General features: G+C 59.6%; 20 protein-coding genes. 9 read left to right on the top strand and 11 right to left on the bottom strand.

Translation table 11 applies throughout. The annotated features are described in order from the left end of the window. Window positions 1-231 precede the first annotated feature (231 nt). Window positions 232-612 (bottom strand): YkvA family protein, encoded by a 381-nt coding sequence (locus FGF54_RS12545; RefSeq protein WP_003523181.1) that lies wholly within the window; start codon window positions 610-612, stop codon window positions 232-234. Between the two features lie 51 nt (window positions 613-663). Then, the gene (locus FGF54_RS12550) at window positions 664-969 is read right to left on the bottom strand and encodes a 4a-hydroxytetrahydrobiopterin dehydratase (protein WP_003505045.1); all 306 of its coding nucleotides are present in this window, start codon (window positions 967-969) and stop codon (window positions 664-666) included. Window positions 970-1027: 58 nt separating this feature from the next. Between FGF54_RS12550 and FGF54_RS12555 the strand changes: the two genes are divergently transcribed. Continuing rightward, on the top strand, window positions 1028-1507 hold the full coding sequence (locus FGF54_RS12555; RefSeq protein WP_142779841.1) for a low molecular weight protein-tyrosine-phosphatase: 480 nt from the start codon (window positions 1028-1030) through the stop codon (window positions 1505-1507). Here the strand turns inward: FGF54_RS12555 and thpR are convergent. After that, window positions 1441-2034: an RNA 2',3'-cyclic phosphodiesterase gene (gene thpR / locus FGF54_RS12560; RefSeq protein ID WP_003523177.1), complete on the bottom strand. Its 594-nt coding sequence runs from the start codon at window positions 2032-2034 to the stop codon at window positions 1441-1443. The two genes, FGF54_RS12555 and thpR, sit on opposite strands and share 67 nt — an antisense overlap. Before the next feature lie 68 nt (window positions 2035-2102). Continuing rightward, complete coding sequence (locus FGF54_RS12565) at window positions 2103-2753, bottom strand: arylesterase (RefSeq protein ID WP_142779842.1); 651 nt, start codon at window positions 2751-2753, stop codon at window positions 2103-2105. Between the two features lie 91 nt (window positions 2754-2844). Here FGF54_RS12565 and FGF54_RS12570 point away from each other — a divergent pair, with 91 nt between their 5' ends. The 3 genes from FGF54_RS12570 to FGF54_RS12580 all read left to right on the top strand — a co-directional run bounded on the left by FGF54_RS12570 (window position 2845) and on the right by FGF54_RS12580 (window position 7114). Continuing rightward, the gene (locus tag FGF54_RS12570) at window positions 2845-3555 is read left to right on the top strand and encodes an ABC transporter ATP-binding protein (RefSeq protein ID WP_003523174.1); all 711 of its coding nucleotides are present in this window, start codon (window positions 2845-2847) and stop codon (window positions 3553-3555) included. Then, window positions 3552-6113, top strand: a complete 2562-nt coding sequence (locus FGF54_RS12575; protein WP_142779843.1) for an ABC transporter permease — start codon at window positions 3552-3554, stop codon at window positions 6111-6113. The genes FGF54_RS12570 and FGF54_RS12575 overlap by 4 nt, the downstream gene beginning before the upstream one ends. A gap of 218 nt (window positions 6114-6331) precedes the next feature. Next, window positions 6332-7114, top strand: coding sequence for a Bax inhibitor-1/YccA family protein (locus FGF54_RS12580; protein ID WP_059759874.1), 783 nt, complete (start codon window positions 6332-6334; stop codon window positions 7112-7114). A gap of 113 nt (window positions 7115-7227) precedes the next feature. On the opposite strand, the gene FGF54_RS12585 is transcribed toward FGF54_RS12580, so the two are convergent. The 3 genes from FGF54_RS12585 to acnA all read right to left on the bottom strand — a co-directional run bounded on the left by FGF54_RS12585 (window position 7228) and on the right by acnA (window position 11645). Continuing rightward, window positions 7228-7620: a DUF2794 domain-containing protein gene (locus tag FGF54_RS12585; protein ID WP_003523170.1), complete on the bottom strand. Its 393-nt coding sequence runs from the start codon at window positions 7618-7620 to the stop codon at window positions 7228-7230. A 400-nt stretch (window positions 7621-8020) separates the two neighbouring features. Next, entirely contained in the window at window positions 8021-8761 is a 741-nt protein-coding gene (locus FGF54_RS12590; protein WP_142779844.1) for a thioredoxin family protein, read from the bottom strand. 190 nt (window positions 8762-8951) lie between these two features. Beyond that, complete coding sequence (gene acnA, locus FGF54_RS12595; protein ID WP_142779845.1) at window positions 8952-11645, bottom strand: aconitate hydratase AcnA; 2694 nt, start codon at window positions 11643-11645, stop codon at window positions 8952-8954. A gap of 271 nt (window positions 11646-11916) precedes the next feature. On the opposite strand from acnA, the gene ccmA reads away from it, so the two are divergent. The 5 genes from ccmA to FGF54_RS12625 all read left to right on the top strand — a co-directional run bounded on the left by ccmA (window position 11917) and on the right by FGF54_RS12625 (window position 15029). Further along, window positions 11917-12558, top strand: coding sequence for a heme ABC exporter ATP-binding protein CcmA (ccmA, locus tag FGF54_RS12600; RefSeq protein ID WP_142779846.1), 642 nt, complete (start codon window positions 11917-11919; stop codon window positions 12556-12558). A 202-nt stretch (window positions 12559-12760) separates the two neighbouring features. After that, complete coding sequence (ccmB, locus tag FGF54_RS12610) at window positions 12761-13420, top strand: heme exporter protein CcmB (RefSeq protein WP_059759870.1); 660 nt, start codon at window positions 12761-12763, stop codon at window positions 13418-13420. Between the two features lie 73 nt (window positions 13421-13493). After that, window positions 13494-14255, top strand: a complete 762-nt coding sequence (locus tag FGF54_RS12615) for a heme ABC transporter permease (RefSeq protein WP_080853006.1) — start codon at window positions 13494-13496, stop codon at window positions 14253-14255. A gap of 4 nt (window positions 14256-14259) precedes the next feature. Further along, window positions 14260-14433 carry a heme exporter protein CcmD gene (ccmD, locus tag FGF54_RS12620; RefSeq protein ID WP_003505069.1) on the top strand — a complete coding sequence of 58 codons (174 nt, stop codon included), beginning with the start codon at window positions 14260-14262 and terminating at the stop codon, window positions 14431-14433. Further along, complete coding sequence (locus FGF54_RS12625; RefSeq protein ID WP_142779847.1) at window positions 14430-15029, top strand: DsbE family thiol:disulfide interchange protein; 600 nt, start codon at window positions 14430-14432, stop codon at window positions 15027-15029. The genes ccmD and FGF54_RS12625 overlap by 4 nt, the downstream gene beginning before the upstream one ends. Window positions 15030-15045: 16 nt before the next feature. Here the strand turns inward: FGF54_RS12625 and FGF54_RS12630 are convergent, their stop codons facing one another. The 4 genes from FGF54_RS12630 to ftsY all read right to left on the bottom strand — a co-directional run bounded on the left by FGF54_RS12630 (window position 15046) and on the right by ftsY (window position 19026). After that, the gene (locus FGF54_RS12630; RefSeq protein WP_168208085.1) at window positions 15046-16227 is read right to left on the bottom strand and encodes a GGDEF domain-containing protein; all 1182 of its coding nucleotides are present in this window, start codon (window positions 16225-16227) and stop codon (window positions 15046-15048) included. Window positions 16228-16343: 116 nt separating this feature from the next. Next, window positions 16344-16940 carry a DUF2585 domain-containing protein gene (locus FGF54_RS12635; RefSeq protein WP_142779848.1) on the bottom strand — a complete coding sequence of 199 codons (597 nt, stop codon included), beginning with the start codon at window positions 16938-16940 and terminating at the stop codon, window positions 16344-16346. After that, on the bottom strand, window positions 16937-17587 hold the full coding sequence (locus tag FGF54_RS12640) for a septation protein A (protein ID WP_003520517.1): 651 nt from the start codon (window positions 17585-17587) through the stop codon (window positions 16937-16939). The genes FGF54_RS12635 and FGF54_RS12640 overlap by 4 nt, the downstream gene beginning before the upstream one ends. 2 nt (window positions 17588-17589) lie before the next feature. Next, the gene (gene ftsY, locus FGF54_RS12645; protein WP_142779849.1) at window positions 17590-19026 is read right to left on the bottom strand and encodes a signal recognition particle-docking protein FtsY; all 1437 of its coding nucleotides are present in this window, start codon (window positions 19024-19026) and stop codon (window positions 17590-17592) included. Window positions 19027-19042: the final 16 nt, after the last annotated feature.

Below are 19042 nucleotides of genomic sequence, written 5' to 3' on the forward strand. Positions count from 1 at the left end.
GGCCACGTTCAGGTGCGGATCGTCTTTTCTCATTGTGGTCGGGAAGCGGTTACCAAACCGTCAACAACACGCATAAAATGCCGGAAGCGTCTTGCGGTGTTACAGATTGGCGACTCCCGACGCCCTGAGGAGAAGGGCGCGGAACACCCTTCCTCCGTGTGTATGACACATAAATTCAGGCAAGAATTTGTCGCCCGTCTGGCTCACCCGAACAGGCAGATCACAGAGGCGTTACCCGGCTTCCTGCTGCCGTTTCAGCATGGCGTCAGCCGCCTCGTAGTGCTCCATCTTGATATGGGCGCGGATCATGGCGAGCGCCGCCGTGATGACGGCAATATCGTCGGTGAATCCGATAACGGCCAGCACATCCGGCACGGCATCCATCGGCATGATGAAATAGGCGAGCGCCGCCAGAATGATACCCTTGGCGCGCAGCGGCGTATCGCGGTCGATCGCGCAATAATAGGCAGCAGCCGCATCGCGTGCGAAAGGCACCTTCGACATCACACGCTTCAGCTTGGGCCAGAATTTCGCCCTCACCACAGTCTCGCGCTCCTGCTGCCTGTCGGTTTCACCCGGCAGAAGAATTTCACCGATTTTCACATCATCCATGATCGACGGTCCTCCGGTCACGGCTATTATATGGGATTTAAGGTCCGCCGTTCAATTGCTTCGGCCCGCAGCCGCCTTCTGCATGGCCTCGGCCAGAAGAAAATCCCGCTCCGTCACACCCTGCGAATCATGGGTGGTAAGGCAGACCTTGACCCGCGAATAGACATTGGACCATTCGGGATGGTGATTGAGCCTTTCCGCGACAAGTGCGGATTCGGCCATGAAACCGAAGGCTTCCGCAAAACTTGAAAACTTGAAGGAACGGACGATAGCCGCTCCGTCCTCACGCAGGGACCAGCCCTCGAGTTTCGACAGGGCCTGCCGGATGGCGTCCGGCTCGAGTCTGGGATATTTCATGAACTTGCCTCCGCTTGAGACCCATTAACGCTTCAACGACCGGATCGACGCATATTCCATGAAACATACAGCTATTCTTTTTGTCTGCATGGGCAATATCTGCCGTTCACCGCTGGCCGAAGGGGTTTTGAGACACCTTGCCGACGGCGCGGCCATGTCTGATCGGCTTACCATCGATTCCGCCGGCACTGGCGGCTGGCACGCGGGTGACGCACCCGATCCGCGATCCATCGCCATGGCGCAACGGCATGGCGTCGATATTTCCCGGCAGCGGGCGAGACAGGTCACCCCTGCGGATTTCGAGACCTTCGACCTGATACTCGCCATGGACGAAAACAATCTGGCGAACCTGCTGCAATCGAGCCGGGAAAGGCAGCGGCACAAGATCCATCTCTTCATGGACTATGTCACTGGCCGCCGCGAGAACGTCCCCGATCCCTATTACGGGGCCGAAGACGGGTTCCTCAATGTCTACAACATGCTCTTGGCAGGATGCAGATCGTTGCTCGAAAAGATGGAGCTGGACCGCGCCTCGTGAAGCGGAAACGCCTCTTCAACGATATAGGGTCCGCCGCCCACCGATTCCTTCGACGACATCAGCACGAAACGGCCGACCGTGAAGGGCGAGGTGCGGAAGTTGCCGCGTCCGGAAAGATACTGCACCACATCGTCCACGCGGGAGGAGCGCAACCGCGCCAGCGTGACATGCGGCATGAACTTGCGCGGATCGGGTGGGAGACCGATCCTCTGGCAGATCCGCTCGATTTCCGCCTGAAGCGCATGCATTTCCGGAGAGGGAGAAACCCCGGCCCAGATGGAATGCGGTTTCTTGGAACCGAAGGACCCCATACCGGTGAGACTGAGCTGGAATTCCGGCCTTTCGATCCGGTCCAGCCTGTCCACGACCTCATCGGCGGTCCGCCCGTCGATGTCACCGATAAAACGCAGGGTTATGTGATAATTCTCCACATCGATCCACCGGGCTCCCGGCAGACCACCGCGCAACAATGAGAGGCTCATAGCCGCATTGCGCGGAATTTCGAGGGCGGTAAACAGTCTCGGCATGGCGAGCTCCCCGAATCTCTTGGCAGAACAAGCATAGCGAATCACGCAATGCAGGCGGGCGCAAGTGCTTATTTTTTTTGCGCACCGATTGTCGTGATGAAGCTTTCAACAGCCGGCAAAGATTTTTCGACCATCATCGCCACACCCTTGGTATTGGGATGCATCTTGTCGTCCAGCTTCAGCGCATCATCCGTCACCACGCCATCCAGAAAGAAGGGATAAAGCGGCAGGTTGTATTTTTCGGCGAGCTTCGGAAAGATCGGATTGAAGCGGCTGGCATAATCATCGCCCATATTCGGCGGCGCCATAATGCCGACCAGCAACACGGATATGTTGCGTTTCTGAAAACCGGAAATGATGGTATCGAGGTTCTTTTCGGTCTGTTCGGGGGGAATTCCGCGCAGAGCGTCATTGGCGCCGAGTTCCAGGATGACCCCGTCCGTGCCATCGGGAACCGACCATTCCGCCCGCGCCAGACCGCCGGAAGAGGTATCGCCGGACACACCGGCATTGGCGATGGCGACATTGACGCCCTTGCCCTTTAATGCAGCCTCAAGCTGTGCGGTGTAGCTGTCGTTGGGGGGAAGCTGATAGCCGGCCATCAGGCTGTCGCCGAGTCCGACCAACTGCAATGTCCGCTCCTGAGCCATGACAACAGTTGCGGAAAAGGCGGCGGCAAAAATGACGATGAAGTGAAACAGGGCAGCTTTAAATCTCATCACGGCTTTCCTAACTTGGTTCCCATTGTCTGAAATACCGACCGCATCGACCGCCAGACCGTTTTCATCACCCTATATAGGAACGAGAATTGTGACGAAAAGCATCATAGAGCTGAAGAAAGCCGACCTCACGCTCGGCAATGCCGCCGCCTCCGTTCACGTTCTCAAGAACATCGATCTTTCAATCGGAGAGAGCGAGGCGGTTGGTATCGTCGGCCCCTCCGGATCGGGAAAATCGACGCTTCTGATGGTGCTTGCCGGTCTCGAGAGGCTCGATAGCGGCGAAATCATCATTGCCGACACGGAACTGCACAAGCTCGGCGAGGACGCACTGGCGGATTTCCGCGGCCGGAATATCGGCATTGTTTTTCAGTCCTTCCATCTCATCGCCAATATGACGGCGCTGGAAAACGTTGCGGTTCCGCTCGAACTGGCAAACGCCCCGAACCCCTTCGAGATCGCCAGACGCGAGCTCGTCGCCGTCGGTCTCGGCGAACGCCTCAACCACTATCCCGGCCAGCTCTCCGGCGGCGAACAGCAGCGTGTCGCCATCGCCCGCGCGCTTGCCCCCTCACCGGCCGTGCTGATTGCTGACGAACCGACCGGCAATCTCGATACCGATACCGGCAGGCAGATCGCCGATCTTCTCTTTGCCAAACAGGCCGAACGCGGCATGACGATGATCCTCGTCACCCACGATCCGTCGCTTGCCGCCCGGTGCTCACGCCAGATCAAGGTGCGCTCCGGCGAGATAGAGGGCGACAGCGCCACCTCCCATATGGCGCGGGCGGTGTCGGCATGACCGGATCCATTATCCCGTCTCTTGCCAATATCAGAAACGCCGCAAGGCTCGCGCGGCGCGAAATTCGCGGCGGGTTACGCGGCTTTTACATTTTCCTCGCCTGCATCGCGCTTGGAACCGGCGCCATCGCCGCCGTCAACTCCGTCTCGCGCGCGGTCACCAGCGCCATCGCCACGGAAGGTCAGTCCATATTGGCAGGCGATGTGCGTTTCGAACTGCGCAACAGGGAAGCGACACAGGAAGAGAGGGCCTATCTAGACAGCCTCGGCACCGTCGCGGTTTCCACCGGGCTGCGCTCCATGGCGCGCCTCGCCGACGGGTCCGAACAGACCCTGACGGAAGTGAAGGCTATCGATGGCGCTTACCCGCTCTATGGCACCTTCGTTGCCGAGCCGAACCGACCGCTGAGCGAGCTTCTGGCCGGAAACGGCGACACCTATGGCGCCATTGCCGCGCCGCTTCTGCTGGAACGGCTCGGCGTCAAGGTCGGCGATGAAATCCTGCTCGGCAATGTGAAGCTGAAACTGACCGGCACCGTGGTCGACGAGCCGGATGCTCTCTCCGACGGTTTCGGTTTTGCTCCACGACTGATGGTCAGCCGCGACGCCCTTTTCGCCTCGGGCCTCGTTCAGAACGGCAGTCTGGTCGAGCATGCCTACAAGATCAGGCTGAACGATCCTTCGGCACGGTCAACGATGACCGATGTGGCCAACAAGGCCTTTCCCGATGCCGGCTGGTCCATCCGCACCAGTGACCGGGCGGCCCCATCACTCACCGAAAACGTCAATCGCTTCTCGCAATTCCTGACGCTGGTAGGCCTCACCGCCCTCATCGTCGGCGGTGTCGGCGTTGCCAATGCCGTTCGCGCGTTTCTGGATTCCAAGCGCACCACCATCGCCTCGCTGAAATGCCTGGGGGCGCCGGCCTCGGTGGTCACCATGACCTATCTCTTCCAGATCGCCTTCATTGCCGCCGTCGGCATTGTCATCGGCCTCGTGGTCGGCGCCGTCGCGCCCCTCATCGCCATGCGGTTTCTGGAGGGCGTGTTGCCCGTGCCGGAAGAGCTTGCCTTCTATCCCGGCGCTCTCGGCCTCGCCGCCCTGTTCGGCCTCCTGACGACGCTCGCCTTCGCCATCGTGCCGCTCGGCCAGGCGCGCGAAGTGCCGGCAACGGCGCTTTTCCGCGAACAGGGTTTCGAGGAGGGCAGCTGGCCGTCCTGGCCCTATCTGGCCGCAACCGGCCTGCTTCTGGCGGCGCTCGCCGCCCTTGCCATCCTCTCGGCGGAAGACCGCTTCATCGCCTCGGTCTTCCTCGCGGCCATCGCTTTTGCCTTTGTGGTGCTGCGGCTCGTTGCCTCCGGCGTGAAAGCCATCGCCAAGCGCAGTCCGCGCGTTCATTCGGCTGCGCTCAGGCTGGCGATCGGCAATATTCACCGGCCGGGTGCGCTCACCCCCTCGGTCGTCCTCTCCCTCGGCCTTGGCCTGACCCTGCTCGTGACGCTCACGCTGATCGACGGCAATCTGCGCCGCGAACTGACGGACAGCCTGCCGGACCGCGCACCGAATTTCTTCTTCGTGGATATTCAGGGCAGCGAACTTCAGGGCTTCCGCGACCTTCTAAAACGGGAAGCGCCTGAAGGCGCGCTGACCGAAGTGCCGATGCTGCGCGGCCGCATCCTGGCACTCAACGGCGAGGATGTCACGAAAATGGAGGTGCCTCCGGCCGGGCGCTGGGTGCTGCGCGGCGACCGGGGTATCACCTATTCGCAAGATATTCCCGAAAACGCGACTCTCACAGAAGGAAGCTGGTGGGGACCGGACTATAGCGGCGAGCCGCTGGTCTCCTTCGCGGCCGAGGAAGCCGGGGAACTTGGTCTCAAGATTGGCGACACGGTCACCGTCAACGTGCTCGGCCGCAGCATAACGGCAAGGATCGCCAATCTGCGCAATGTCGAATGGGAATCCCTGTCGATCAATTTCGTCATGGTGTTTTCGCCGAATACCTTCCGCGGCGCGCCGCATGCATGGCTGGCGACACTCGCCGACCCTTCCGCAACCGCCGCCGACGAAGGCCGTATCCTGCGCGCCGTCACCAACGCCTACCCGACGATCACCAGCGTGCGCGTGAAGGATGCGCTCGACGTCGTCAACCGGCTCGTCGGCCAGCTCGCCACCGCCATTCGCGCCGCCGCAGCCGTCGCCCTGATAGCCTCCGTCCTGGTTCTCGCCGGCGCTCTTGCCGCCGGAAACCGCGCCCGTACCCACGACGCGGTTATCCTGAAAACGCTGGGCGGCACACGAAACCTGCTCATCCGCGCCTTCTCCTACGAATATATGATGCTCGGCCTCGCCACCGCCGTCTTCGCACTTTTCGCCGGCGGCGTCTCCGCATGGTTCGTGATCGCCCGCATCATGAAGCTGCCCTCCAGCTTCCTGCCGGATGTGGCGATCGGAACGCTCGTCGTCGCCCTCGTCATGACGGTGGGCATCGGTCTCATCGGCACATGGCGGATTCTCGGGCAGAAAGCGGCCCCGGTTCTCCGGCAGGCAGGTGAATGATCGTCGGTTGTGCGCCGCTTAACTTTAACGATTAATTCTTTGTAATGATCGCCAAAACGTGAGCGCTTTTCGCGCATATGGTGTCTTTTCGATGGGAAAAGGCCTTGTATAGAACACGTTCTGCCATCATATTCTTCAGCAGGCTTGCTGAAGCTCCGCAGCGGCGCCCGGGAGGTATCCCGACACCGTAGCAATCACGGAGCTCAAAAGAGGAAACAATGGCTGACTTCAATAACTACCAGAACCGCATGGCGCAGAACCGTGCTCAGACTGGTGCGATGATCGATGAAGGTCTTCGCGCCTATATGCTCAAGGTTTATAACCTGATGGCGCTGGCTCTGGTCATCACCGGCGTTGCAGCGTTTGGCTTTGCCATGCTCGCGACGACAAGTGATCCCGCAGCGGCGGTTGCCACGCTGCCGAACGGCAAGATGCTGACCTCCCTCGGCGCCCTGGTTTATGCGTCACCGCTGCGCTGGGTCGTTATGCTGGCTCCGCTCGGACTGGTTTTCTTCCTTAGCTTCCGTATCCAGAACATGAGCGTTTCCGCCGCTCAAACCACCTTCTGGGTTTACGCTGCTCTGATGGGCGTTTCGCTGTCGTCGATCTTCCTGCGATATACTGAAGGAAGCATCGTGCAGACGTTCTTCGTGACCGCTGCCTCGTTCGGCGCGCTCTCGCTTTACGGTTATACGACGAAGAAGGATCTTTCCGGTTTCGGTTCGTTCCTGATCATGGGTCTGTTCGGCCTGATCATTGCCTCCATCGTCAATATCTTCCTTGGCTCCGGCGCCCTGCAGTTCGCGATTTCCGCGATCGGCGTGCTGATCTTCGCAGGCCTGACCGCCTACGACACCCAGAAGATCAAGGAAATGTATTTCGATGCTGACGATGTTGCCGTCGCTGGCCGCAAGGCCATCATGGGCGCACTTACGCTGTATCTCGACTTCATCAACCTCTTCACCTTCCTCCTGCAGTTCCTCGGAAACCGCGACGACTAAGGTTAAGAGTTCGATTGCCAGACATACGAAAGGCGGCCCTTCGGCCGCCTTTTTATTTGGGAAGATTCTTCACCCTTATCCGCCAGAGGCAGGCAGTCCGCTTTTGCGAAAGCTCACTCGATGAGCTTCAAAACCTTGTCGAAGACCTTCAGAACCTGCGGCAACTCATGCCCACGTTTGAGAATGCGGCCATCCGTATTCACCACGCAGTAGGCGCCCTGTTTCGCAGCCAGCTTGGGGTTTTTTTCAATCCTGAAAAGCGGCATTTCACCTGAACGCTTGAAGACGGAAAACACCGCCTTTTCCTTCAGATGATCGATGGCGTAGTCACGCCATTCGCCCTCTCCCACCATGCGGCCATAGATGCGCAGGATCGCATCCAGCTCGCGGCGGTGAAAGGTGACCGGCAAAGGGTCCTTGTTCTTTTTATATTCGCGGAGATCGATAACGGTGGAATTGTCACGTGAAGCGGTCTGCACCTGCTGCACATCCGGTTGATCGGTCATCCAATACCTCCGATTCCACCCAAATCATCCATACAGTGTGAGCCTGAGAGGGCGAAATTGCAAGTCTTTGCACCGGCATGGCGCACGGGACAGGGAATTCCGGGAAAGGTTTGACAAGCCTTCGATGCGCAGCGGAACCGGAAGACGGCAGCGCGGAATTACGCCCGCCGATTCTCTGACGAGCGCTGCCAACGGCAAAAGCAGGGGTTAAAAATGGTAACCATTTAGGCAGCCATTTTCACATGGGCTGCCGTATTTCGGTCAAACCATGGCCCGAATTGGGTGGAATAGTCCTATTGTCAATTGATGCCTAGGCACCAAGATGACCCGGTCCGGTGCATTGACCCTTTACCCCCAGCCCCCAATGCCCGGACCGGATCTTCCATCGCCCGACAGGCGATCAGGGGTTTTCGTTTCCAAGCAGGATACTTGCGCCGACGATTGCCGCGGGATCGCCGCCGGCATTGGCCGTCTGCAACAGCACGGCGCAGCCGCCCTTTTTCACCTTGGCCACCACGCTCGCCGGAAGCTTCACCGTCATCGGCGAACCATCCCACATGCCGACTGTCTGCACATCATAGACGCTGTGCCAGTAGGACATTTTTTTCCCCTGGTTTTCGCCCTTCTGCACATCCACGGTCTGTTCGCGCGTGAAATAGGCAACGATGACATCGGCCTTGCCGCTGCCGGCGCCAATATCGATCTCCACCTCGTCACCGGCAAATTTCGATGAGACCGGCACGTTCAGTCCCTTGCCCTCGCGCTTGAACGCATCAAGCCTGTCATAGATGCCGCGAACATCGGCACCCTTGACGTGGTCGCGGCCGTTCAGAATGGCCTGCGGCGTATAGACCCCGTTGCGGCCGAGCGCGCGCATATAACCATATTGCCGGTCGGTATTTTCCTTCGAGGCGAGCGAATCCGTCCAGCCGAGATAGTTCCAGTAATCGACATGGTAGGAAAGACCGACGACATCGCCCTTCTGGATCATCTTGCGCAGGGCTTCATCGGCCGGCGGGCAGGATGAGCATCCCTGCGATGTGAACAATTCGACGACGCCCTTCACGGCCTCCTGCGCCTGCGCGGAGGTGACGAGGAACGTGCCGAGAAGACATATCGACAGGGGGAATTTCAGCGGCATTACAAAAACCTTTGTCCGGAAGATATCCAGACGAATTGATGCGATCAATCCTGCCGGGATGCAAACCGGAAAATAACGTCTATTGCCCTTCAATAGAAAGTCACGAAGGGGTGAGCGACAATCACAAAAAAAGAGACGATGAAATGGAAAGACGCCGGGATTTCTCCCAGCGTCTTCGATTGTTGAAGCTTTATGCGGCCAGATCGCGAAGAACGGTCTGCAAAATGCCGCCGTTGTTCATGTAGATCACTTCATCCAGCGTATCGATGCGGCAAAGAAGTGGAACTTCCTTCACTGAACCGTCGCTATAGGTGATCTTGGCGATCTTCTTTTCACGCGGCTTGATTTCGCCTTCGAGACCGTCGATCTCGACGATTTCATCACCTTTGAGATCGAGGCTCGCCCAGGTCGTGCCTTCCTCGAAGACAAAGGGAACGACGCCCATGCCGACGAGGTTCGAACGGTGGATACGTTCGAAAGACTGCGCGATGACAGCCTTGACGCCGAGCAGGTTGGTGCCCTTCGCCGCCCAGTCGCGGGACGAACCGTTACCATATTCGACACCGGCGAAGATGACGAGCGGGACGCCTTCCGCCTTGTATTTCATGGCCGCGTCATAGATCGACATCTCTTCCTTGGACGGATAATGGATGGTGTAGCCACCTTCCTTGCCGTTCGGGCCGAGCATGTGGTTGCGGATGCGGATATTGGCGAAGGTGCCGCGCATCATCACTTCATGGTTGCCGCGACGCGTGCCGTACTGGTTGAAGTCGGCAACGGCGACGCCATGCTCCGTCAGATAGGCACCGGCAGGCGAAGCAGCCTTGATCGAACCGGCCGGAGAAATATGGTCGGTGGTGATCTTGTCGCCGAAGAGACCGAGGACACGCGCGCCCTTGATGTTCTTGAGGCCCGAGCCCTTTTTGCCCATGCCGACGAAATAGGGCGGGTTCTGAACATAGGTCGACTGGTCGTCCCAGGCATAGGTCTGGCCCGGCGGAACCTGAACGGCCTGCCAGTTCGCATCGCCCTTGAACACGTCGGCATACTTTGTTTCGTAAAGCTCACGGGTGACGTATTTCAGGATGAATTCCTGGATTTCCTTGGAGGTCGGCCAGATATCCTTGAGGTAGACCGGATTGCCGTTCTGGTCGTCGCCGATCGGCTCTTTCGTCAGATCCTTCTGGACCGTGCCGGCAAGGGCATAGGCCACGACGAGCGGCGGCGAGGCCAGATAGTTCGCCTGGACATCCGGCGAAATACGACCCTCGAAGTTGCGGTTGCCCGAGAGAACGCCGGCGGTGATCAGGCCCTTGTCGTTGATCGTCTTGGAGATCGCCGGCGGCAGCGGGCCGGAGTTACCGATGCAGGTCGTGCAGCCGAAGCCGACGAGGTTGAAGCCGATCGCGTCGAGATCCTTCTGCAGACCGGACTTGTCGAGATATTCGGCAACCACCTGCGATCCCGGTGCCAGCGAGGTCTTTACCCACGGCTTGGACTTCAGACCCTTGGCGACGGCGTTGCGGGCGAGAAGGCCGGCAGCGATGAGAACCGAAGGGTTGGAAGTATTGGTGCAGGAGGTGATGGCGGCAATCGCCACATCGCCATGACCGAGATCGAAAGCCTCACCTTCGACCGCATAACGGCTCGAAAGCTGGCCGGGCTTCTTATAGTCGTTTTCAAGAGCCGTCGCGAAATTCGGCGCGATGGTTTCGAGCGGCAGGCGGCCTTCAGGACGCTTGGGGCCCGCCATGGAGGGCACGACGTCGCCGAGATCGAGTTCCAGCGTGTCGGTGAAGACGAGGTCGGAACCGTCACCGGTGCGCCACATGTCCTGCGCCTTCGAATAGGCTTCGACGAGCGCGATGCGGTCCTTGGCACGGCCGGACATGGTCAGGTAATTGATGGTCTCGCTATCGACCGGGAAGAAGCCGCAGGTCGCGCCATATTCCGGACCCATATTGCCGATGGTGGCGCGGTCGGCCAGAGACATCGAATCGAGGCCGGGGCCGAAGAATTCAACGAATTTGGAGACAACGCCCTTCTTGCGCAGCATTTGCACCACGGTCAGCACGAGGTCGGTCGCGGTCACACCTTCCTTCACCTTGCCGGTCAGCTTGAAGCCGATAACCTCGGGCAGAAGCATGGAGACCGGCTGGCCAAGCATGGCCGCTTCAGCCTCGATACCGCCAACGCCCCAGCCGAGAACGCCGAGACCATTGATCATGGTCGTGTGCGAATCGGTGCCGACGCAGGTATCCGGATAAGCAATCGTCTCGCCATCCTCTTCCTTGGTCCAGACGGTCTGGCCGAGATATTCTAGGTTGACCTGGTGACAGATGCCGGTGCCGGGCGGAACCACGCGGAAATTCTCGAACGCCTGCTGGCCCCACTTCAGGAAGCGGTAACGTTCGCCGTTGCGCTCATATTCCAGCTCGACGTTGCGGGCAAAGGCGCTCGGCGTGCCGAATTCGTCGACGATGACCGAGTGGTCGATGACGAGATCGACGGGAACCAGCGGGTTGATCTTTTCCGGATCGCCGCCAAGGGCCTTGATGCCGTCACGCATGGCGGCAAGGTCGACAACGGCGGGAACGCCGGTAAAGTCCTGCATCAGAACGCGGGCGGGGCGATAGGCGATTTCGGTTTCGGTCAGGCCCTTGTTGTTCAGCCATTCGGAAACCGCCAGAATGTGTTCCTTGGTGACGGACTGGCCGTCCTCGAAACGCAGCAGGTTTTCCAAGAGAACCTTCATGGAATAGGGCAGCTTGGAAACGCCCTTCAGGCCATTGGCTTCAGCCTTGGGAAGGCTGAAATAGACGTATTCCTTACCGTCAACGGTAAGGACGGAACGACATTGGAAACTGTCGAGTGATTTGGGCATGGATAAAAACCCCGCTTACTCTGATAGCCAACACGTGCGTGCGGACACCTATGCACTCATGCACATCAGGATGCGGGTACGACCATTTCCGCTGTCCGCACGTGAAAATTGCTCCTCGCAATCGTCAAGTCCGGCGCAAGATGATGTTCACGCCGGCCGCTGGCGTGTTGACACCCATATAGATAATTTCTCTAAAACGTGCCAGACCATTCAACGAACCTAATCGATTTTTTTATGATCGAGACGACGAAATCGTAATCGGAACCGCAGCATGGATTTGACGGCGGAAAATCTTGGCGTGCGACGCGGCGAAGATTTCATATTCATGAATATTTCCTTCAAGTTAAGCGACGGTGAGGCCCTTGTGCTGACCGGCCGCAACGGTTCAGGAAAATCCACTCTGCTGCGCACGGTGGCCGGCCTGCTGCGGCCCGAACAGGGACGAATAAAGATAGCCGGCAAAGAAATCGAAGCTGATATGCGTCCCTCGGAGGCCTGCCATTATCTCGGCCATCGCAATGCGATGAAAACAGAACTGACCGTTTCGGAGAATCTTCGGTTCTGGAAGGACTTCCTCGGAGATTTTTCCGGCGGTGCGGGCGTGGCGATCGATGAGGCGGCGGAGATCGTCGGCCTCGCCGGCATTACCCACCTGCCCTTCGGTTATCTCTCCGCCGGCCAGCAGCGGCGTTTTGCCATGGCGAAACTTTTGATTGCATGGCGGCCGGTGTGGATTCTCGATGAGCCGACGGCGGCGCTTGATAAGGCTGCGGACGGGATGTTTACCGATCTCGTGAAAAACCACCTTGGGAAAGGCGGCATCGTTCTGGCCGCGACCCATCAGCCTTTGGGGCTGGAGAATGCGCGGGAATTGCGGATGACGGGGTTTGCGGGTGTGGAGGCTTGGGCATGAGGGCGATGTGCGCGGGGCATACCCCCCTCTGCCCTGCCGGGCATCTCCCCCACAAGGAGGGAGATCGATCTGCGGCAAGGTCTCGCCCATCTCTACGCCTGAGAATAAAGCGGCGGAAGAGCCTCTTGCCGATCTCCCCCCCTGAGGGGGAGATGCCCGGCAGGGCAGAGGGGGGTAACGCCGCGAACACGAGGGTGTCCCAATGACCGCCCTCCTCCTCCGCGACATCAAACTCTCCATCCGCGCCGGCGGCGGCGCGCTGATCGGCGTGCTGTTTTTCATGACAGTGGTTGCCGTCATTCCCTTCGGCGTCGGCCCCGATCTCAACCTGCTCGCCCGCATCGGCCCGGCCATCGTCTGGATCGGCGCGCTGCTCTCCGCCCTTCTCGGCCTCGACCGGCTGTTTCAGGCCGAGCGGGATGACGGCTCCCTCGATCTGATCCTGATGCAGGAAACCCCGCTGGTCCTGACCGTGTTCGTGAAATGCCTGGCACACTGGGTCACGACCGGTCTGCCGCTGGTGCTTGCCTCCCCTCTGCTTGGCCTCTTCATGAACATGGACGAAGTGGCGATCGGCGCCGTGATGCTTACCCTTCTCGTCGGCTCGCCCGCCATCACCTTCATCGGCGCGGTGGGGGCGGCGGTTGCCGTGGCTTTGCCGCGCGGAGGGCTTCTGGTTTCCATCCTCGTCCTGCCGCTCGCCATTCCCGTGCTGATCTTCGGCGTCAGCGCCTCCTATGCGGCGGTACAGGACCCGGCGCCCTTCATGCCGCCATTTCTCATTCTGTGTGCGATCACGTTATTTTCAGCCGTGACCGGACCTTTCTTCGCCGCTTTGGCGCTGCGCAATGTTATGGATTGATGAAACTACGCCAGACGATCCCGATTGACAGGGATCAATTGCGGGGCGGCCATTCTCGGGTTACACAAACGGCATGAACGAGCAGACCTTCACCATCACCAAATTCAGTGATCTCGCCAATCCCACCCGGTTTCTGGCACTAGCGGCGCGCATTCTGCCATGGCTCGCTGCGCTGACGGCGCTGGTGCTGGCCGCCGGTCTTTATCTGTCCTTCACCACCGAAGGCGATTATCAGCAGGGTTACACGGTGCGCATCATGTATGTGCATGTGCCCTCAGCCTGGCTCGCCATGATGTGTTATTCGGTCATGGCGGTCTCCGCTATCGGCACCCTCGTCTGGCGTCACCCGCTGGCGGATGTCAGCCATAAAGCCGCCGCCCCCATCGGCGCGGCCTTCACGCTGATTGCGCTCGTCACCGGCTCGCTCTGGGGTAAACCCATGTGGGGAACCTGGTGGGTGTGGGATGCACGGCTGACCTCCGTTTTCGTGCTTTTCCTGATGTATCTGGGCCTGATCGCGCTCAACCGCGCCATGGACGATCCGTCCCGAGCCGCCCGCGTCAGCGCCGTGCTGATCCTCGTCGGTTTCGTGAATATCCCCATCATCAAATTTTCGGTCGAGTGGTGGAACACGCTGCACCAGCCGGCAAGCGTCATCCGCATGGGCGGTTCCGCCATCGATATGGAATTCCTCTGGCCGCTGCTGACCATGGCCGTCGGTTTTACGCTGCTGTTCTTCACCCTGCACATCGCCGCGATGCGCAACGAAATCTGGCGTCGGCGCGTGGCCGCGCAGCGGCGTCTCGCCGCGCGCATGGCGAACCGGGAGGGCTGAAGTGATGACACACGCCTTTTATATCGGCATGTCCTATGCGGCGACCGGCCTTGTCGTTCTCTGTCTCATCGCCTGGGTCGTCATGGACGGTCAGGCACGCAAACGGGAATTGAAGGAACTAGAGGCATCCGGCGTACGCCGCAGAGCGAGAGCCGGTTCCACAGGTGACGCGCAATGACGCAGGCTGACCGGGACACCAAGGCCAAAACGACAAGCCGTGCACGCTATGCGCTGGCGCTGCTGCCGCTTCTGTTGTTCGGCGGTTTCGCCCTCGTCGCCGGCAAGATGCTTTACGATCAGGATGTGAACGGGCTGGATATCAGCGCCATTCCCTCGGCGCTGATCGGCACCAGGGCGCCCACCCTGTCGCTGCCGCCGCTGGAAGGCTCAAATCTTCCGGCTCTGACCGATGCTATCATCAAGGGCAAGCTGACTTTGGTGAACGTCTTCGCCTCCTGGTGCATTCCCTGCCGGCAGGAGCATCCGCTGCTTCAGGAATTGGCGAAAGACAGCCGCATCACGGTCGTCGGCATCAACTACAAGGACAAGCCGGATAATGCGCTGCGCTTTCTCGGCGAGCTCGGCAATCCCTTTGCTGCGATAGGCGTCGATCCGAACGGCAAGGCCGCGATAGACTGGGGCGTCTACGGTATTCCCGAAAGTTATCTGGTCGGCACGGATGGCACGATCCTTTATAAAAAGGTCGGCCCTTTCGATGCCCGCAGCGTGGAACGCGATCTGCTGCCAGCCATTGCGGCCGCAGCCGGGAAATAACCCGCTCGGTAAGGCGTCACCCCTTGGTAACGACCCTCAGCGAAGGGCCTTCAGCCGGCAGACGTATGCCTTCCAGCACCACCTGATCGCGACCGCCGCGTTTTGCGGCATAGAGACTGTCATCGGCCCGCTTGATGGCGTCATGAATGGAATGATCTCCCCTCGCGACGGCCGAAACACCGAAGCTCGCGGTGATCTGGCTGGTTACACCCCGGTTGCGCCAATCGAGCGACGAAAGACCTGTCCGCATGGCATTGGCAAGCTGGCCGGCTGCGGCGGCTGTCTGGCCGGGCAGGAAGACCACGAATTCCTCACCGCCAAAGCGCGCCACCAGCGCATCCTCGGGCGCATTTCGCCTGAGCAGATCGGAAAGGCCGATAAGAACAATATCTCCGGCCGCATGACCGTAAACATCGTTGATACGTTTGAAGTGGTCTATGTCGCAGGCGATGACCGCACCCTCAGGGGTATCGTTGCGAAAATCGGGAACTCGGCGGTCGAAGCCGCGCCGGTTCAGTACGTCCGTCAGCGGATCATGCTCTGCCGCATGCAGATGCCGGTCGACGGTGACGGAAATCTGGCTCGCGAGCACGGAGAGCGCCAGCAGGAATCCGAAGATGCTCGCCGCAAGCTGCATGTAGAAAGCATAGTCGGATTCGAAGAATTCGCTGAGTTCGATCATCGAGCCGCTCGGCGTCATCACCAGCAGCATGCCGACGCGCACCAGCGTCTCCAGCACCACAAGACAGGCAATTCCCACCATCAGCCTGTCGGCAAGCGCCACCGGCCGCTTCCGCACGATCCAGACCGGGATCGCGAGCAAAAGGGCGCAGACGAGATCGCCGATGACGAGATCGCGTTTCAGATCCGGCGTGACGAAAACATGGAAAGAGACCAGCAAAACCGCAGCAACCACGATCGACAGCCTGCCCGTGATATAAAGCGGCCGCCCGAAATGGACGAGCAGAGCGTGGCCATAGAGGAAGAAGGCGGAGAAGAACAACAGGTTCGAAACAATCGCCTGGATTTCGAAGGGCAGGCCGCCGAGCACCAGAGGTGTCGCAAAACCGAAGGCCGCCGAAAGATATCCTATACCCCAATAGCGGGCAGAAGCGTGGCCGATCCTTTGCAGGAACAGGAACACCACGCCGAATGTCAGCATGATGAAGGGGAGAAGATAGGCGAAGTTGTCTTGCAATGGGTTCTGCCGGAGGGAGAGACGAGCCTTTGCCTGACACTACCGCAATGCCATTAAGAAAACCTGCATATTGCTCGGCTTCCGTGCCTTTCGGACTGCGGCCCAGGAAAACCCGTTCACATTTGCGGGAGCGCGTTCTGCCATTCCTTGATCGCGTCCACGGGCCAGAGCAGCATCACCACGTTCAGCGTCAGGTTGTCACGGATCAGCCAGCCGGTGAAGATTTCGAAGAAGATGGCGATCACCACCGTCAACCACACCGGCACACGGGCGGCGAAGAGGAAACCCAGCACCATAAAAACCGTATCCATCGCCGAGTTCAATATGCTGTCGCCGGTGTAACCCAGCGCCATCGTCGCGGTCCGATAACGATCGATGACAAGAGGCGAGTTTTCAAGAATTTCCCATGCCGCTTCCACCAGAACAGCAAGCGAAAGCCGCATGGAAAGCGGTCTGTTGCGGAACAGCAGCCAGGCGAACCAGTAGAACAGGAAGCCATGAATGATATGCGAGGGCGTATACCAGTCGGCCAGATGCTGGGAATTGCCCGGCGTGTTCACGCCCGGCTCGAACAGCTTCACATAACCGCATTCGCAGATCGGAATGCGGCCCATGAAATAAAGGATGACGATCTGCAGGAGAAGCAGCCCGGCGGCCACGCCGAACCATTTGAGCGAGCGCGAACGGGAAGCCGACATCTCTGCAACGGTCATTTTTCGTCCTTGTTAAGCGGTTCCAGCGAATGGCGCATGACGAGCGGCATCTGCGCCATGGTGAAGATGATGGTGATCGGCATCGTGCCCCACACCTTGAAGGCAACCCAGGTGTCGGTGGTGAACATGCGCCATACCACCTCGTTCAGCACCGCAAGAAAGAGGAAGAATACGCCCCAGCGCAGCGTCAGCTTACGCCAGCCCTCATCCGTCAGCCTGAAGGCCGAATTGAAGACATAACCGAGCAGCGATTGCCCGAAGAACAGGCCGCCGAGCAGAATAACACCGAACAGCGTGTTGACGATGGTGGGCTTCATCTTGATGAAGGTGTCGTTCTGCAGCCAAAGCGTCAGCGCACCGAACACGAACACCACGATGCCCGATATGAGCGGCATGATCGGCAGTTTCCGCGTCAGTACCCATGAGACGGAAAGCGCCAGAGCCGTTGCGATCATGAACAGACCGGTGGCGATGAAGATCGGTCCGCCGAATTCCGTCAGCACGGGGAAGGTGGAGGCCAGCCATTCGCCGCGGGAATTGGCGAAGAAGAACACCATGAGCGGGCCAAGCTCGAGCACGAATTTCAGGAGCGGGCTGATTTCCGCCACCATCTTTTCGCTTTCCTTGGAATTGCTTTCAATATCCATACTCAAACTCCCGCAATGGCCTTGGCGAAATCTTCCGCCTCGAAGGGCTCCAGATCATCAACACCTTCACCCACACCGATAAAATAGACCGGCAGCTTGTGTTTAGCGGCAATGGCAACGAGGATACCGCCCCGCGCCGTGCCATCCAATTTTGTCATAATCAGGCCCGAAACGCCCGCGACATTGCGGAATATTTCCACCTGGTTCATAGCGTTCTGGCCGGTCGTCGCATCCAGCGTCTGCAGCACGGTGTGCGGCGCGTCCGGATCGAGCTTGCCAAGCACGCGCACGATCTTTTCCAGCTCCGCCATCAGCTCCGTCTTGTTCTGCAGACGGCCAGCCGTATCGATGATGAGAACGTCGCTTTTCTGCGCCCGCGCCTGCTCATAGGCGTCATAGGCAAGCCCGGCCGCATCCGCGCCGAGCTTGGTGCCGATGAATTGCGAACCGGTACGATCCGCCCAGATATTGAGCTGCTCGATGGCCGCCGCGCGGAACGTATCGCCCGCCGCCAGCATCACCTTGAGGCCCGAACCGGAAAGCTTGGCGGCAAGCTTGCCGATGGTCGTCGTCTTGCCCGTACCGTTGACGCCGACAACGAGAATGACATGCGGCTTGTGTGAAAGATCAAGCTCCAGCGGCTTGGCCACAGGCTTCAGGACCTTGGTGATCTCGCCCGCCATGATGCGCGCCACATCCTCGCCGCTCACATCCTTGCCGTAACGCTCGGAAGACAGGGCGCCGGTGATGCGCATGGCGGTCTCGACGCCGAGATCGGACTGGATGAGAAGATCCTCCAGCTCATCGAGCGTATCCTCATCCAGCTTGCGCTTGGTGAAGAGCGCCGAAATCTGCGTGGTCAGCTGCGACGACGTACGGGCAAGCCCGGCCCGCAGGCGCTGAAACCATGTCAGTTTTATCTGCGGTGCGGCAGGGGCAGGCTCCTGCCGCTCACTGGCGGACGAAAAACCCTTTGGTAGAGCTGGCGGTGTAGCGGAGGGCTCAGCGGCAGTCGCGGCTTCGGCCTCGTCAAGCAGCGCATCCATCGCATCCGCATCCAGCACGACATCCGCTGCTTCGGGGGCAGATTCGACCTGCTCTTCGGCGGCGGCTTCCGCCTGTAGCAACGACAGCGGCACCACGCCCATATCGCCGGAAAGCTCGGCACCGGGCAGAAGCGGTGCGTCCTCTTCCTCGTCATCGTCGGAAAGGACCACGTCCGTCGCCTCGTCCGGGGCTGGTCCGCCGGCCGTCTCCATCTCCAGTTCGGAAACCGGGTCCGTGTCGACATGGCCATGGGCTTCGGCGTCGCTCAGCGCCGCTTCGAAGGAAGCGTTTTCATTGCCGCGCTCGGGCGCGGCGTCCTCTTGCGGCCGGTCATTCGTTTCGGCCTTGTCCTTGCCGAACGAAAAGACTTTTTTGATGAAGCCGAGGGCCATGGTCGTTCCCGTGTCT

The sequence above is a fragment of the Agrobacterium sp. T29 genome, assembly GCF_006970545.1.
Taxonomy (GTDB): domain Bacteria; phylum Pseudomonadota; class Alphaproteobacteria; order Rhizobiales; family Rhizobiaceae; genus Agrobacterium; species Agrobacterium leguminum.

Bases quoted from the DNA above. Each gene is read 5' to 3' on its own strand.
- FGF54_RS12545 (WP_003523181.1), bottom strand. From the start codon at position 612: ATGGATGATGTGAAAATCGGTGAAATTCTTCTGCCGGGTGAAACCGAC.
- FGF54_RS12550 (WP_003505045.1), bottom strand. From the start codon at position 969: ATGAAATATCCCAGACTCGAGCCGGACGCCATCCGGCAGGCCCTGTCG.
- FGF54_RS12555 (WP_142779841.1), top strand. From the start codon at position 1,028: ATGAAACATACAGCTATTCTTTTTGTCTGCATGGGCAATATCTGCCGT.
- thpR (WP_003523177.1), bottom strand. From the start codon at position 2,034: ATGCCGAGACTGTTTACCGCCCTCGAAATTCCGCGCAATGCGGCTATG.
- FGF54_RS12565 (WP_142779842.1), bottom strand. From the start codon at position 2,753: ATGAGATTTAAAGCTGCCCTGTTTCACTTCATCGTCATTTTTGCCGCC.
- FGF54_RS12575 (WP_142779843.1), top strand. From the start codon at position 3,552: ATGACCGGATCCATTATCCCGTCTCTTGCCAATATCAGAAACGCCGCA.
- FGF54_RS12580 (WP_059759874.1), top strand. From the start codon at position 6,332: ATGGCTGACTTCAATAACTACCAGAACCGCATGGCGCAGAACCGTGCT.
- FGF54_RS12585 (WP_003523170.1), bottom strand. From the start codon at position 7,620: ATGACCGATCAACCGGATGTGCAGCAGGTGCAGACCGCTTCACGTGAC.
- FGF54_RS12590 (WP_142779844.1), bottom strand. From the start codon at position 8,761: ATGCCGCTGAAATTCCCCCTGTCGATATGTCTTCTCGGCACGTTCCTC.
- acnA (WP_142779845.1), bottom strand. From the start codon at position 11,645: ATGCCCAAATCACTCGACAGTTTCCAATGTCGTTCCGTCCTTACCGTT.
- ccmA (WP_142779846.1), top strand. From the start codon at position 11,917: ATGGATTTGACGGCGGAAAATCTTGGCGTGCGACGCGGCGAAGATTTC.
- ccmB (WP_059759870.1), top strand. From the start codon at position 12,761: ATGACCGCCCTCCTCCTCCGCGACATCAAACTCTCCATCCGCGCCGGC.
- FGF54_RS12615 (WP_080853006.1), top strand. From the start codon at position 13,494: ATGAACGAGCAGACCTTCACCATCACCAAATTCAGTGATCTCGCCAAT.
- ccmD (WP_003505069.1), top strand. From the start codon at position 14,260: ATGACACACGCCTTTTATATCGGCATGTCCTATGCGGCGACCGGCCTT.
- FGF54_RS12625 (WP_142779847.1), top strand. From the start codon at position 14,430: ATGACGCAGGCTGACCGGGACACCAAGGCCAAAACGACAAGCCGTGCA.
- FGF54_RS12635 (WP_142779848.1), bottom strand. From the start codon at position 16,940: ATGACCGTTGCAGAGATGTCGGCTTCCCGTTCGCGCTCGCTCAAATGG.
- FGF54_RS12640 (WP_003520517.1), bottom strand. From the start codon at position 17,587: ATGGATATTGAAAGCAATTCCAAGGAAAGCGAAAAGATGGTGGCGGAA.
- ftsY (WP_142779849.1), bottom strand. From the start codon at position 19,026: ATGGCCCTCGGCTTCATCAAAAAAGTCTTTTCGTTCGGCAAGGACAAG.